Here is a 14,031-nt window from a genome sequence, read left to right as displayed (position 1 = left end):
CGCGGCGATCGTGCGCCGCTTCGGGTCCGAACACGTGGCCAGCGTGCTGATCGACAGCATGCGCGAGGCCACCGCCGACGACCTGCAGCGCGGGCGCGCCGCGCGCGCGCAGGACGACGTCAACACGGTGGTGGAAGTGCTGCACCGCATTGTCGGCGGGTTGGGCACGCTGGGCGCCGAAGCGCTGGCCGAACAGGCACGCACCCTGATGCAGGACGTGCCCGAGCAGGGGCTGGCGGCTACGGCAGCACAGATCGACGCCTTCGAACAGGCATTGCAGGCCTACCTGGACCGCCTTGATACCTGATCACATCCCCGAATAATTCGGCCCACCGCCACCCTGCGGGGTAACCCACACGATGTTCTGGGTGGGGTCCTTGATGTCGCAGGTCTTGCAGTGAACGCAGTTCTGCGCGTTGATCTGCAGCTGTTCCTGGCCTTCGCTGCCGACGAATTCGTACACGCCGGCCGGGCAGTAGCGCGCTTCGGGACCGCCGTATTCGTGCAGGTTGACCTGCACCGGAATGCTGGCGTCCTTCAGGGTCAGGTGAGAGGGCTGGTCTTCTTCGTGGTTGGTGCTGCTCAGGAACACCGAGCTCAGCCGGTCGAAGGTGAGCACGTTGTCCGGCTTGGGGTAATTGATCTTCGCGTGCTGCGAGGCCGGTTCCAGGCAGGCGTGGTCGGGCGTGCTGTGGCGCAGGGTCCACGGTGGGTTGCGGATGCCCAGCTTGGGCAGCAGCCACTGTTCGATGCCGGTCATCAGGGTGGCGATGTTGCGACCCTTCTTGAACCACTGCTTGAAGTTGCGCGACTGCTGCAGCTCGGTGTGCAGCCAGCTGCTTTCGAAGGCCGCCGGATAGGCGCTGAGTTCGTCGCGCTGGCGGTCGGCGGCCAGCGCATCGAAGGCGGCGTCGGCGGCGAGCATGCCGGTCTTGATCGCGGCGTGGCTGCCCTTGATCCGGCTGGCGTTGAGGTAACCGGCTTCGCAGCCGACCAGCGCGCCGCCCGGGAACACGGTCTTGGGCAGCGACAGCAGGCCGCCGGCGGTGATCGCGCGTGCGCCGTAGCCGATCCGCTTGCCGCCTTCCAGGTGCTTGCGGATGGACGGATGGGTCTTGAAGCGCTGGAACTCTTCGAACGGGCTCATCCACGGGTTGCGGTAGTCCAGCCCGACCACGAAGCCGACCGCGACCTTGCCGCCGTCGGCGTGGTACAGGAACGAGCCGCCATAGGTGTCGCTGGCCAGCGGCCAGCCGGCGGTATGCACCACCAAGCCTGGTTCGTGCCTGGCCGGATCGACCTGCCACAGCTCCTTGATGCCGATGCCGTAGGCCTGCGGATCCTTGCCGGCGTCAAGCTGGAAGCGCGTGATCAGCTGGCGGCCGAGGTGGCCACGCGAGCCTTCGGCGAAAATCGTGTACTTGGCATGCAGTTCCATGCCGCGTTCGAAATTGGGGCCGTGCGAGCCGTCCTTGCGGATGCCCATGTCGCCGGTGGCCACGCCCATCACCGCGCCGTTCTCGTCGTACAGCACTTCGGCCGCCGCGAAACCGGGGAAGATCGCCACCTCCAGCGCTTCGGCCTGCTGTGCCAGCCAGCGGGTGACCTCGCCCAGGCTGATGATGTAGTTGCCTTCGTTGTGGAAGCATTCCGGCAGCAGCGCATGCGGGGTGCTGCGCGCCCCGTCCTCGGACAGGAACAGGAACTCGTCGCGGGTGACATTCTGCTTCAGCGGCGCGCCGCGCTCGGCCCAGTCCGGGAACAGTTCGGTCAGCGCGCGGGTGTCCATGATCGCGCCGGACAGGATGTGGGCGCCGGGTTCGGAGCCCTTTTCGAGCACGCAGACCGACAGTTCGCGGCCGGCTTCGATGGCGCGCTGGCGCAGGCGGATCGCGGTGGCCAGGCCGGCGGGGCCGGCGCCGACGACGACCACGTCGAATTCCATGGCTTCACGCGGGGGCAGGGCAGTGGTCTCTTCGCTCATGGTGATGCGTAACTCGTGGGTAGTGCCGTCCCGGCCGGAGCCGGCGGCGGTTGCCTGGGAATCGCGCGCGACAGGTCACTGCGCAATGCTGGATCAATGCATCAGGGTACCGGTACCCGCCGTATCCGCCTAGTTCGAGGACGTTGCCGCCGGGAGAAGTAGCGGATGCTGCGGCGCATCAATCCGTTCGCAGGGTGGCAGGTACGGATTCGCGCGGCGCGCCTTGGCCCTCCATCAGCCAGGCATCACAATGGGCGCCCTGTTCCCGCCCCGCGACGTCGCCGCCCATGGCCCTCAATCCGTACGATCTGTTCGATGTCCGCTCGCTGCTCAGCGAGGAGGAGCGCGCCGTGCAGGCAACCGTGGCGCGCTTCACCGACGAACGCGTGCTGCCGATCATCGGTGACGCGTTTGATGAAGGCCGGTTCCCGGATGAGCTGATCCCGGAAATCGCGTCGCTGGGCCTGCTGGGCTCCAGCCTGCCCGAGCAGTATGGCGGTGGTGGGCTGAACGCGGTGAGCTATGGCCTGATCTGCCAGGAACTGGAGCGCGGCGATTCCGGCCTGCGCAGTTTCGTCTCGGTGCAGAGCTCGCTGTGCATGCACCCGATCTTCGCCTACGGCAGCGAGGAGCAGCGCCTGCGCTGGTTGCCGGACATGGCGGCCGGGCGGGTGATCGGCTGTTTCGGGCTGACCGAAGCGCACGGCGGCTCGGATCCGGCGGCGATGAAGACGCGCGCGGTGAAGGATGGCGGCGACTGGGTCGTCAACGGCAGCAAGATGTGGATCACCAGCGGGCCGGTGGCCGACATCGCCATCGTCTGGGCGCACACCGACGATGGCATCCAGGGGTTCGTGCTGGAGAAGGGCATGCCCGGCTTCACCACCCAGGAGATCAAGCACAAGATGAGCCTGCGCGCCTCGCTGACCGGCGCGCTGTTCTTCGACAACGTGCGCGTGCCCGAGCGCAACCGGCTGCCCAACGTGCAGGGCCTGAAGGGGCCGCTGGGCTGCCTCAACCAGGCCCGTTACGGGATCAGCTGGGGCCCGATCGGCGCGGCGGTGGCCTGCCTGGACGAAGCGCTGGGCTATACCAAGGAGCGCGTGCTGTTCGGGCGCCCGGTCGCGGCCACGCAGAGCGCGCAGATCAAACTGGCCGACATGGCCCGGCGCATCACCACCGCGCAGCTGCTGTCATTGCAGCTGGGTCGACTGAAGGATGCCGGCCAGCTGCAGCCGCAGCAGGTCAGCCTGGCCAAGTGGAACAACTGCCGCATGGCGATCGACATCGCGCGTGAATGCCGCGACCTGCTGGGCGGGGCGGGCATCACCACCGAGCACGTCGCGATCCGGCATGCATTGAACCTGGAATCGGTGATCACCTACGAAGGCACGGAGACGGTGCACCAGCTGGTGATCGGGCGCGAGTTGACGGGGATCAACGCGTTCTGACGCACCCGCTTTACGCGCCGCCGACGAACCCGTTCTGGCGCCAGGCCTCGAACATCACCACGGCGACGGTGTTGGACAGGTTGAGGCTGCGGTTGTCCGGCTGCATCGGCAAACGCAGGCGGCGGCCGTGCGGCAATGCATCCAGCACGTCCTGCGGCAGGCCGCGGGTTTCCGGGCCGAACAGGAAGGCATCACCGTCTTCGAACTGCGGGGTGTCGTAACGCACGCTGCCGCGGGTACTCAACGCGAACAGGCGCTTGGGCGCGATCACCTGCAGGGCGGTATCCAGGTCCGGATGCACCTGCAGTCGGGCGTATTCGTGGTAATCCAGGCCGGCGCGCTTGAGCTGCTTGTCGCTCAGGTCGAAACCGAGCGGCTCGATCAGGTGCAGTCGCGCGCCGGTGTTGGCGCAGAGCCGGATCACATTGCCGGTATTCGGGGGAATTTCCGGCTGGAACAACACAACATGGAACGTGGGGTTGGCGGTCATTCGTACATGTTACGCCGCGCCCTCGATGTACGGACAAATCAAACGGCATGCACCCCTACGGTAGGTACCGACCGTTGGTCGGTACGCTTCACCGCACCGCGAAGGCCTGCAGGTCGTTCGGCGACGGACGCACCTGCAGGGCCGGCAGGTTGATGATGACGTCGCGGGCCAGCACGCCGGCGACCGAGGCCAGGGCACCCACATAGTCGGTGCTGCGGTCGTCCTGCTCGGCGGCCAGTGCTTCGCGCTGTTCGGCGGTCGGGCGGACTTCCACTGCGGCCAGGGTGGTGACGCGGCGGCTGTCGGCCAGTTCGGCGCGGTATTCGGCCACCTGGCCGGCGGTCGGGCGCACTTCCACCAGCGCCAGGGTCGGGATGCTGCTGGTGCGCTCGAGCTCGGCCTGGGCCAGCTGGTCGGCGGCGGGGCGGACCTGCACGGTCGGCAGCGTGGTGATGGCGGAAGCGGCATGCACGTTCGAAACAAACGCGGAGCCGGCAGCGAGGGCGATGGCGATTGCGATGGTCTTGGTGTTCATGACGGGGCCTGTTTAGTGTTGGTGAGCAGTGGTGTGGTAGTAAGGTAGTACACCGAATCTGGGGATGCAAGAACAATCTTCAAATCTGGTGTTCTGTTCTGCGAGCAGTCATGGTGCGTTTGATCGCTCTCTTCCTGCATGTAAGCCAATGCAGGCTTCGTGCCAACTTTTAATCTTTGATTTGAAAGGGTTTTTACGCTGGAGACAGGTGTCCGCTGTCCGGACACCTGTCCGATTCCGGCGCGCCTCGCTGTCCGCAGAAGCGTTCAGGCAGGTTCCAGTCCCGCAAGCGACCTGTGCGCTGCGTCCAGAAAGTTCCCCTACAAGGGCAATGACTGTTGGCCGATGCCGTAACCGGGCTGGGCGGGCTAGCATCCCGGCTTCACTTTCATGACCAAGGAACAGGAATGACCGCCCAACTTCGACCGCGTGCCGCGTTGCTGGCTGTTGCGCTCTCTGCCGCACTAGGCGGCCTGGCCCCGGCCCCGGTGATGGCCAAGCCCGCGCAGGTCGCCAAGGTCGACATTCCGTTCGAGCAGTTCACCCTTCCCAATGGCCTGCGCGTGGTGGTGCATACCGACCGCAAGGCGCCGATCGTGGCGGTGAACGTCTGGTACCACGTGGGCAGCAAGGACGAACCGGCCGGCCGCACCGGCTTCGCGCACCTGTTCGAACACCTGATGTTCCAGGGCAGCGAAAACCACGCCGGCGAATACTTCGAGCCGTTCAAGCAGGTGGGGGTGACGGGCCAGAACGGCACCACCAACACCGACCGCACCAACTACTTCGAAAACGTGCCGACCACCGCGCTGGACATGGCGCTGTGGATGGAGTCCGACCGCATGGGCCACCTGCTCGGTGCGATCGACCAGGCCGCGCTCGACGAACAGCGCGGCGTGGTCCAGAACGAAAAGCGCCAGGGCGAGAACCAGCCCTATGGCCAGGTGTGGGAAAAGCTCAGCCGCGCCATGTACCCGGAAGGCCACCCGTACCACCACGGCGTGATCGGTTCGATGAACGACCTCAACGCGGCCTCGCTGGAGGACGTCAAGAACTGGTTCCGCACCTGGTACGGCCCCAACAACGCGGTGCTGGTGCTGGCCGGCGATATCGACGTGGCCACCGCAAAAGAGAAGGTCGCCCGCTACTTCGGCGACATCCCGGCCGGCCCGAGCATGGCGCAGCCGGCGGTAAACGTGGCCAGGCGCGACGCGTCGACCCGCGAAACGATGACCGACAAGGTGCCGCAGGCGCGCATCTACCGCGCCTGGAATGTCGCCCAGACCGGCACCACCGACATCGACCAGCTGCAGCTGTTCGCGCAGGTGCTGGGCGGTGCCAAGTCCTCGCGCCTGGACCAGCGCCTGCTGCACCAGGACAAGCTGGTGGACAACGTCAGCGCCGGTGCCTACACCTCGCAGCTGGGCTCCAACTTCATGATCATGGCCACCGTGAAGCAGGGCGTGGACCCGGCCAGGGTCGAAGCGATCATCGACGAGGAAGTGCGCCGCCTGGTCAAGGACGGTCCCACCGCCGATGAGTTGAGCCGTGGCAAGACCGCCTTCCGCGCCGGCTTCATCCGTGGCATCGAACGCATTGGCGGCTTCGGCGGCAAGGCCGACGCGCTGGCCGAATGCACCGTGTTCGAGGGCGACCCGGGCTGCTTCCGTCGCTCGCTGGCCACCATCGACGCGGCCACTGCCGCCGACGTGCGCGCGGTTGGCGCCAAGTGGCTGGGCCCGGGCGACCACACCCTGGTGGTCGAGCCGGGCGCCCGCGTGGCGCTGCCGGAACTGCCGTCGGCCACGCCCAAGCCGTTCACTGTGCCGGCCGTGGACCCGACGTTCACCACCACCGCTGCCCAGGTCGACCGCAGCACCGGCGTGCCGCAGACCAAGAGCTTCCCGGAACTGAAGTTCCCGCAGCTGCACCGCGCCACGCTGAAGAACGGCACCCAGGTCATCCTCGCCGAGCGCCACGATATTCCGGTGGTGCAGTTCAGCTATGAATTCCCGGGCGGCTTCACCGCCGACCAGGGTCGCAAGTCCGGCACCGCCAACTTCACCATGGACCTGATGGGCGAAGGCGCCGGCAAGCTGGGCGCACTGCCGTTCGCCAATGCCGCCGACGCGCTGGGCGCCAGCCTGGGCGCCTCGGCCTCGCTGGATGGCGCCAGCGTGTACCTGTCGGCGCTGAAGGAAAACCTGGCGCCGTCGCTGGCCCTGTATGCGGACATGCTGCGCCAGCCGCGCTTCGACCAGGCCGAGATCGACCGGGTCAAGGCAACCTGGATCGCCGGCATCCAGCAGGAAAAGGTGAACCCCAGCGCTGCCGCCATGCGGGTGCTGCCGCCGCTGCTGTACGGCGCCGGCCATCCGTATGCGATTCCGTTCACCGGCAGCGGCAACGAGGCCGACATCCAGTCGCTCACCCGCGCCGACCTGGTCGACTTCCACCGCGATTGGCTGCGTCCGGAGCAGGGCACCCTGATCGTGGTGGGCGACACCACCCTGAAGGAAATCGTGCCGCTGCTGGAGCGCCAGTTCGGCGACTGGAAGAGCACCGGCCCGGCGCCGCAGGCCAAGCCGCCGGTCGACGTGGCCCGCCCGGCCAAGGCGCGCGTGTACCTGATCGACCAGCCCGGTGCGGTGCAGGCCAACCTGTATGCCGGCCAGGTGGTGCCCTCGACCATGGACACCGGCGCTACCCGCTTCGATATCGCCAATGGCGTGCTCGGCGGCGACTTCACCTCGCGCCTGAACATGAACCTGCGCGAGGAAAAGCACTGGTCCTACGGCGCGCGCACCATGGCCGTCGGCACCCTGGGCCAGCGCCCGTGGATGGGCATGGCCCCGGTGCAGATCGACAAGACCGCTGACGCGATGAAGGAAATGCAGAAGGAGATCGCCGATTTCGCGTCCGGCGCCGAAGCGATCAGCCCGGCCGAGGTCACCCGCATCCGCAACATCCAGAACCTGAGCCTGCCGGGCGCCTACGAGACCGCCAGCGCCGTGCTGGGCACCATCAGCGGCCTGGTCCGCTACCAGCGCCCTGATGACTACGTGTTCAAGCGCAAGGCCGAGATCGAGGCGATGACCCCGGCCCAGGTGCAGCAGGCGGCCGCCACGCTGGACCCGAAGACCCTGACCTGGGTGGTGGTGGGCGACCTGAAGCAGATCGAAGCCCCGGTGCGCGCGCTGGACCTGGGCGAGGTGACGATCATCGACGCCGAAGGCAAGCCGGTGAAGTAACGGCTGACCGGGTCGCGCTGCGCGCGGTGTCCGGCCAACGGCCGGACCTACGAATTGCTACGTAGTGGTTGGGATCTGGATCAACCCAACGCCCGGTAGCGCCGGCCGTTGGCCGGCCCTCCGTATCCATCTACCCGCGATTCAGCCCGTTCAGGCACACTGCCAATCTCATCTTCACGAGCCCTCCGCCATGCGCATCCTGCTGCTTTCCGTCCTGACCCTCAGCGCCACCGCCTGCACCTGGGTGCCGATCGAACCGGTGGGCAAGACGGTGCGGGTGCTGCCGGCCGGGCCGGTTCCCACCGGCTGCATCGACAAGGGCGAGGTGGTGGTGAGCGTGAAGAGCAAGGTCGGCTTCTACAACCGCAACCCGCTGCGGGTGCAGGAAGAGCTGGAAACCCTGGCCCGCAACGAGGCTCCCAGCGCCGGGGCCAATGCGGTCCAGGCCTCGGGCCTGCCGGCCGACGGCAGCCAGCGTTTCAAGGCGTTCCAGTGCCCGCCGCGCTGAACCGCTCACGTTTCTGCCGCACCATACGCCTGAACGTGAATTCGTAAAGGTGCGGTGAAGGCCCGGGGGGCTTACAATAGCGCCCCCTTTGCCTGAGCCTTGGCGCTAACTGATGCTCTTCAAGAATGTATCGATCGCCGGCCTGGCGCACATCGACGCGCCGCATACGCTGACGTCCAAGGAAATCAACGAACGTCTGCAGCCGACGCTGGACCGCCTGGGCATCCGCACCGACGTCCTCGGCGACATCGCCGGCATCCACGCCCGCCGCCTGTGGGACGCGGACATGCTCGCCTCCGACGCCGCCACCCTGGCCGCGCGCAAGGCGCTGGAAGACGCCGGCATCGGCGCCGACAAGATTGGCCTGCTGGTCAACACCTCGGTCAGCCGCGACTACCTGGAGCCGTCCACGGCCAGCATCGTCTCGGGCAACCTGGGCGTCAGCGACCAGTGCATGACCTTCGACGTCGCCAACGCCTGCCTGGCCTTCATCAACGGCATGGACATCGCCGCCCGCATGCTGGAACGCGGCGAGATCGACTATGCGCTGATCGTCGACGGCGAAACCGCCAACCTGGTGTACGAGAAGACCCTCGAGCGCATGGCCCTGCCGGGCGTGACCGCCGACGACTTCCGCAACGAGATGGCCGCCCTGACCCTGGGCTGCGGTGCCGCGGCCATGGTGATGGCACGTACCGAACTGGTGCCCGACGCGCCGCGCTACCGCGGCGGCGTGACCCGTTCGGCCACCGAATGGAACCAGCTGTGCCGGGGCAACCTGGACCGCATGGTCACCGACACCCGCATGCTGCTGATCGAAGGCATCAAGCTGGCCCAGAAGACCTTCATCGCCGCCCGCGAAGCGCTGGGCTGGGCCGTGGAAGAGCTGGACCAGTTCGTGATCCACCAGGTCAGCCAGCCGCACACCGCTGCGTTCATCAAGAACTTCGGCATCGACCCGAAGAAGGTGATGACCATCTTCGGCGAGCACGGCAACATCGGCCCGGCCTCGGTGCCGATCGTGCTGAGCAAGCTCAAGGAGCTGGGCCGCCTGAAGAAGGGCGACCGCATCGCCCTGCTCGGCATCGGCTCGGGCCTGAACTGCTCGATGGCGGAAGTGGTCTGGTAAACCGGCGCGGCAGCCCTGCGCTGCGCGAAGGTTCCAACATCCAAGGGCCGGTTATTCCGGCCCTTTTCACAGGTGCGATTGCATGCCCAAGCTCCCCGGTTACCCCACCCATCCGCAGCGCTTCGAGGTCCGCCCCGGCCTGTCGATGAGCTACCTCGACGAAGGCCCGCGCGATGGCGAGGTGGTGGTGATGGTCCACGGCAACCCGTCGTGGAGCTATTACTGGCGCACCCTGGTGGCCGGGTTGTCGGATCGCTACCGCTGCATCGTGCCGGACCACATCGGCATGGGCCTGTCGGACAAGCCCGACGACGCGCATTACGACTACACCCTGCAGTCGCGCGTGGACGACCTGGACGCGCTGCTGGCGCACCTGGGCATTACCGGCCCGGTGACCCTGGCCGTGCACGACTGGGGCGGCATGATCGGCTTTGGCTGGGCGCTGTCCCACCACGCCCAGGTCAAACGGCTGGTGGTGCTCAACACCGCCGCCTTCCCGATGCCGGCGGCGAAGAAGATGCCGTGGCAGATCGCACTGGGCCGGCACTGGAAGATCGGCGAGTGGATCATCCGCAGCTTCAACGCGTTCTCCTCCGGCGCCTCCTGGCTGGGCGTGGAACGGAAGATGCCGGCCGACGTGCGCCGCGCTTACGTGTCGCCGTACAACAACTACGCCAACCGGATCAGCACGATTCGCTTCATGCAGGACATCCCGCTCAGCCCGGCCGACAAGGCCTGGTCGCTGCTGGAGCGCGCCGGCCAGGCGCTGCCGTCGTTCGCCGACCGCCCGGCGTTCATTGGCTGGGGCCTGCGCGACTTCGTGTTCGACCACCATTTCCTGGCAGGATTCCAAGCCGCGCTGCCGCAGGCGCAGGTGCACGCCTTCGAAGACGCCGGGCACTACGTGCTGGAAGACAAGCATGAAGTGCTGGTGCCGGAGATCCGCGCGTTCCTGGACCAGAACCCGATTTGACGGGCGTGACGACCAACGGTCGTCACCTACCGAGGGTTGGCGTGGCGGGCACGGGCGGTAGGTGACGCAGGCAGCGGCAACGCCGTTGCCAACGTCGCTCGTCGACGGCCCGGAGGGTGCCCGCCGCAGGCGGGCATACCGTTGGTCGTCACACGCACGGGTCACGCCGCGTCCGGCTGGCCCTCGCCATCCCGCCACGCCCAGCTCTCCAGGCTCAACGCCGGCAGCCCGTGGATCGCCCGCGCCTTGTCGCACTGCGGACTGGCCTTGCCGTACTCCCACGACGCGTCCACCTCGCGGCACACGCTGGGCCGGTTGGGGTGGATGCTGCAGCGCGAATACACGCCGATCTCCGCATCCAGCGCCACGCAGCGCACCGGCTTGGAATGGGTGCCGCGCATGCACAGGCGGTGCGGGTCGAGCGGTTCGGTCAGCTGGTGCGGTACCCCGCCAGGGGTGACCTCGTCCGATTCCATCCAGTGGAAGGCCACGCGGTACTGGGTGCAGCAGGCGCCGCACGTCATGCAGGGATGGGACATGGGCGTGCCGCCTCGGGCGGCAGGGGATGGAAAGGCGAGGCGCGAATTTTCCACGCCGGCGGCCGCCGCGCAAGAATTTTCTGCAGCGGCGACAATGAACGGATGAACAGCCCGATCAACATCGCCGCACGCCTGCCGGAACTGGCCCGCGAACGCCCCGACCAGATCGCCATCCGCTGCCCCGGCAGGCCCGGTCCGGACGGCATGGCGCGCTATGACGTGACCCTGGATTACCGCACCCTGGATGCCCGCAGCGACGCCATGGCCGCCGGCCTGGCCGCCTACGGCATCGGCCGCGGGGTGCGCGCGGTGGTGATGGTGCGGCCCTCGCCGGAGTTCTTCCTGCTGATGTTCGCCCTGTTCAAGAACGGCGCGGTGCCGGTGCTGGTCGATCCCGGCATCGACAAGCGCGCGCTGAAGCAGTGCCTGGACGAAGCCCAGCCGGAGGCGTTCATCGGCATCGGCCTGGCGCATGTGGCGCGGCTGGTACTGCGCTGGTGTCCGGGCGCCAGGCGCCTGGTCACGGTCGGCCGGCGCTGGGGCTGGGGCGGCACCACGTTGGCCCGGCTGGAAGCGGCCGGCACGGCCCACCCGCAGCCGATCGCCAGCACCGACGGCGATGACGTGGCGGCCCTGCTGTTCACCAGCGGCTCCACCGGCGTGCCCAAGGGCGTGGTCTACCGCCACCGGCACTTCGTGGGCCAGGTGGAGCTGCTGCGTGCGGCGTTCGGCATGGAGGCGGGCGGGGTCGACCTGCCGACCTTCCCGCCGTTCGCGCTGTTCGACCCGGCACTGGGCCTGACCTCGGTCATTCCCGACATGGACCCGACCCGCCCGGCCAAGGCCGACCCGCGCAAGCTGCATGACGCCATCACCCGCTTTGGGGTGACCCAGCTGTTCGGTTCACCCGCGCTGATGCGGGTGCTGGCCGACCACGGCCAGCCGCTGCCGGGCGTGCGCCGGGTAACCTCGGCCGGTGCACCGGTACCGCCGGACGTGGTGGCCCGGATCCGCCGGTTGCTGCCCGACGACGCCCAGTTCTGGACCCCGTACGGCGCCACCGAATGCCTGCCGGTGGCGGTGATCGAGGGACGCGAACTGGAAAGCACCCGCCAGGCCACCGAAGCCGGCGCCGGCACCTGCGTGGGCCGGGTGGTGCCGCCCAACCAGGTGCGCATCATCGCCATCGACGACGCACCGCTGCCGGACTGGTCGCAGGCGCGCGAAGTGGCCACCGGCGTGGTCGGTGAAATCACCGTGGCCGGGCCCACCGCCACCGACAGCTACTTCAACCGCCCGCAGGCCACGGCCGCGGCCAAGATCAGCGAGACCCTGGCCGACGGCAGCACGCGGGTGGTGCACCGCATGGGCGATGTCGGCTACTTCGACGGCGACGGCCGGCTGTGGTTCTGCGGGCGCAAGACCCAGCGCCTGGAGACCGCGCACGGCCCGCTCTACACCGAACAGGTGGAACCGATCTTCAACGCGCTGGACGGCATCGCCCGCACCGCACTGGTCGGGGTGGGTACCGCCGGCGCGCAGTTGCCGGTGCTCTGCTACGAACTGCAGCCGGGCGTGGTCGATTCGCCGGCCCTGCAGCAGCGGTTGCGCGCCGAAGCGGCCGCGCATGTGGGCACGGTGCGCATCGAACGCTTCCTCGCGCACCCCGGATTCCCCGTCGACATCCGTCACAACGCCAAGATCGGCCGCGAAAAACTCACGGCCTGGGCCGCTACCCGAATGGAACAGCACGCATGAAGATTCTCGTCACCGGCGGCGGTGGTTTCCTTGGCCAGGCCCTGTGCCGTGGCCTGGTCGCGCGCGGCCATGAGGTACTCAGCTTCAACCGTGGCGATTACCCGCCGCTGGCCGCGCTGGGCGTCGGTCAGATCCGCGGCGACCTGGCCGACGCCGACGCCGTGCGACATGCGGTGGCCGGCGTGGACGCGGTATTCCACAACGGCGCCAAGGCCGGCGCCTGGGGCAGCTACGAGAGCTACCACCAGGCCAACGTGGTCGGCACCGACAACGTCATCGCCGCCTGCCGCACGCACGGCGTGCGCACGCTGGTGTACACCTCCACCCCGAGCGTCACCCACCGCGCCACCCATCCGGTGGAAGGGCTGGGCGCCGACGAGGTGCCCTACGGCGAAGATTTCCAGGCGCCGTATGCCGCCACCAAGACCATCGCCGAACAGCGCGTGCTGGCCGCCAACGATGCGACCCTGGCCACCGTCGCGCTGCGCCCGCGCCTGATCTGGGGCCCGGGCGACCAGCAGCTGGTACCGCGCCTGGCCGAACGCGCGCGTGCCGGTCGCCTGCGCTTCGTGGGCGACGGCAACAACCTGGTCGATACCACCTATATCGACAACGCCGCGCTGGCGCATTTCCTCGCCTTCGAGCGCCTCGCCCCGGGCGCGGCCTGCGCGGGCAAGGCGTACTTCATCTCCAACGGCGAGCCGTTGCCGATGCGCGAGCTGGTCAACAAGCTGATGGCCGCGGTCGGTGCGCCGCCGGTGCAGAAGTCGATCAGCTTCAAGACCGCTTACCGCATCGGTGCCGTGGCCGAGCGGCTGTGGCCACTGCTGCGCCTGCGTGGCGAACCGCCGATGACCCGCTTCCTGGCCGAGCAGCTGTGCACCCCGCACTGGTACAGCATGGAACCGGCCCGGCGCGACTTCGGCTACGTGCCGCAGGTCAGCATTGACGAAGGTCTCACGAGGCTGAAGGCTTCATCGCGCATCGAGATTCCCATCACTTCCTGAACACCGCACCTTGGTGAATATGGCAGCACGCCAATCCGGCACGCACGACGCGAGGATCGACATGCTGCACTACGCCGTAATCTTTTTTGTAATCGCCATCATCGCGGCGGTGCTTGGCTTCTCCGGCATTGCCGGCGCCGCCAGCAACGTTGCCTGGATTCTGTTCGTGGTGTTCCTGATCCTTGCGATCATCTCGATGTTCCGCAAGCGAGGGTAGTAGCGCAGGATCCTGTTCGCCCCTCTCTCCGGGCAGACAGGATCCAGCGCGGACCGCCGAGGGCCTGGCGTTCGAAAGAGCGCCAGGCCCTCGCTGCATATGGGGCCGATGGTGTCCACACCGTAGAGCCACGACCTGCGTGGCTGGAACGGCCGACAGTGCGTAGAGCCACGCCCTGCGTGGCTGGAA

The 14,031-nt window shown here is 67.8% G+C and carries 13 protein-coding genes; 9 read left to right on the top strand and 4 right to left on the bottom strand.

Annotated elements, in window-relative coordinates; genetic code table 11:
• Positions 1 to 307: Hpt domain-containing protein (locus RWO33_RS15200; protein ID WP_314105910.1), on the top strand; the 307-nt coding region annotated here is incomplete at its 5' end.
• On the opposite strand, the gene RWO33_RS15195 is transcribed toward RWO33_RS15200, so the two are convergent.
• Complete coding sequence (locus RWO33_RS15195; RefSeq protein ID WP_314105907.1) at positions 308 to 1,984, bottom strand: electron transfer flavoprotein-ubiquinone oxidoreductase; 1,677 nt, start codon at positions 1,982 to 1,984, stop codon at positions 308 to 310.
• A 287-nt stretch (positions 1,985 to 2,271) separates the two neighbouring features.
• Between RWO33_RS15195 and RWO33_RS15190 the strand changes: the two genes are divergently transcribed.
• The gene (locus RWO33_RS15190) at positions 2,272 to 3,435 is read left to right on the top strand and encodes an acyl-CoA dehydrogenase family protein (RefSeq protein WP_314105904.1); all 1,164 of its coding nucleotides are present in this window, start codon (positions 2,272 to 2,274) and stop codon (positions 3,433 to 3,435) included.
• A gap of 10 nt (positions 3,436 to 3,445) precedes the next feature.
• Here the strand turns inward: RWO33_RS15190 and trmL are convergent, their stop codons facing one another.
• Both trmL and RWO33_RS15180 read right to left on the bottom strand, forming a co-directional pair.
• Positions 3,446 to 3,925, bottom strand: a complete 480-nt coding sequence (gene trmL / locus RWO33_RS15185) for a tRNA (uridine(34)/cytosine(34)/5-carboxymethylaminomethyluridine(34)-2'-O)-methyltransferase TrmL (RefSeq protein ID WP_145480824.1) — start codon at positions 3,923 to 3,925, stop codon at positions 3,446 to 3,448.
• 88 nt (positions 3,926 to 4,013) lie between these two features.
• Complete coding sequence (locus RWO33_RS15180; RefSeq protein ID WP_314105900.1) at positions 4,014 to 4,460, bottom strand: hypothetical protein; 447 nt, start codon at positions 4,458 to 4,460, stop codon at positions 4,014 to 4,016.
• Positions 4,461 to 4,867: 407 nt separating this feature from the next.
• Here RWO33_RS15180 and RWO33_RS15175 point away from each other — a divergent pair, with 407 nt between their 5' ends.
• The 4 genes from RWO33_RS15175 to RWO33_RS15160 all read left to right on the top strand — a co-directional run bounded on the left by RWO33_RS15175 (position 4,868) and on the right by RWO33_RS15160 (position 10,321).
• Positions 4,868 to 7,711 carry a pitrilysin family protein gene (locus RWO33_RS15175; RefSeq protein WP_314105898.1) on the top strand — a complete coding sequence of 948 codons (2,844 nt, stop codon included), beginning with the start codon at positions 4,868 to 4,870 and terminating at the stop codon, positions 7,709 to 7,711.
• A 190-nt stretch (positions 7,712 to 7,901) separates the two neighbouring features.
• The gene (locus RWO33_RS15170; protein WP_314105896.1) at positions 7,902 to 8,219 is read left to right on the top strand and encodes a DUF4156 domain-containing protein; all 318 of its coding nucleotides are present in this window, start codon (positions 7,902 to 7,904) and stop codon (positions 8,217 to 8,219) included.
• A gap of 112 nt (positions 8,220 to 8,331) precedes the next feature.
• Positions 8,332 to 9,348: a 3-oxoacyl-ACP synthase III gene (locus RWO33_RS15165; RefSeq protein ID WP_145480828.1), complete on the top strand. Its 1,017-nt coding sequence runs from the start codon at positions 8,332 to 8,334 to the stop codon at positions 9,346 to 9,348.
• An 82-nt stretch (positions 9,349 to 9,430) separates the two neighbouring features.
• Entirely contained in the window at positions 9,431 to 10,321 is an 891-nt protein-coding gene (locus RWO33_RS15160; protein ID WP_314105894.1) for an alpha/beta fold hydrolase, read from the top strand.
• 161 nt (positions 10,322 to 10,482) lie between these two features.
• Here the strand turns inward: RWO33_RS15160 and RWO33_RS15155 are convergent, their stop codons facing one another.
• Positions 10,483 to 10,860: a YkgJ family cysteine cluster protein gene (locus RWO33_RS15155; RefSeq protein WP_145480830.1), complete on the bottom strand. Its 378-nt coding sequence runs from the start codon at positions 10,858 to 10,860 to the stop codon at positions 10,483 to 10,485.
• Between the two features lie 102 nt (positions 10,861 to 10,962).
• Between RWO33_RS15155 and oleC the strand changes: the two genes are divergently transcribed.
• The 3 genes from oleC (at position 10,963) to RWO33_RS15140 (ending at position 13,842) form a co-directional block, all read left to right on the top strand.
• Positions 10,963 to 12,618 (top strand): olefin beta-lactone synthetase, encoded by a 1,656-nt coding sequence (gene oleC / locus RWO33_RS15150; protein WP_314105890.1) that lies wholly within the window; start codon positions 10,963 to 10,965, stop codon positions 12,616 to 12,618.
• Positions 12,615 to 13,625 (top strand): 2-alkyl-3-oxoalkanoate reductase, encoded by a 1,011-nt coding sequence (gene oleD / locus RWO33_RS15145; RefSeq protein ID WP_314105888.1) that lies wholly within the window; start codon positions 12,615 to 12,617, stop codon positions 13,623 to 13,625. Before oleC ends, oleD begins: the two co-directional genes overlap by 4 nt.
• A 61-nt stretch (positions 13,626 to 13,686) precedes the next feature.
• Positions 13,687 to 13,842 carry a DUF1328 domain-containing protein gene (locus RWO33_RS15140; protein WP_145480833.1) on the top strand — a complete coding sequence of 52 codons (156 nt, stop codon included), beginning with the start codon at positions 13,687 to 13,689 and terminating at the stop codon, positions 13,840 to 13,842.
• The last annotated feature ends 189 nt before the right edge of the window (positions 13,843 to 14,031 follow it).

The sequence above is a fragment of the uncultured Stenotrophomonas sp. genome (assembly GCF_963519925.1).
GTDB lineage: Bacteria > Pseudomonadota > Gammaproteobacteria > Xanthomonadales > Xanthomonadaceae > Stenotrophomonas > Stenotrophomonas maltophilia_AE.
The sequence above is the reverse complement of the archived record's forward strand: the minus strand, read 5'-3'. Positions and strand labels throughout refer to the sequence as shown.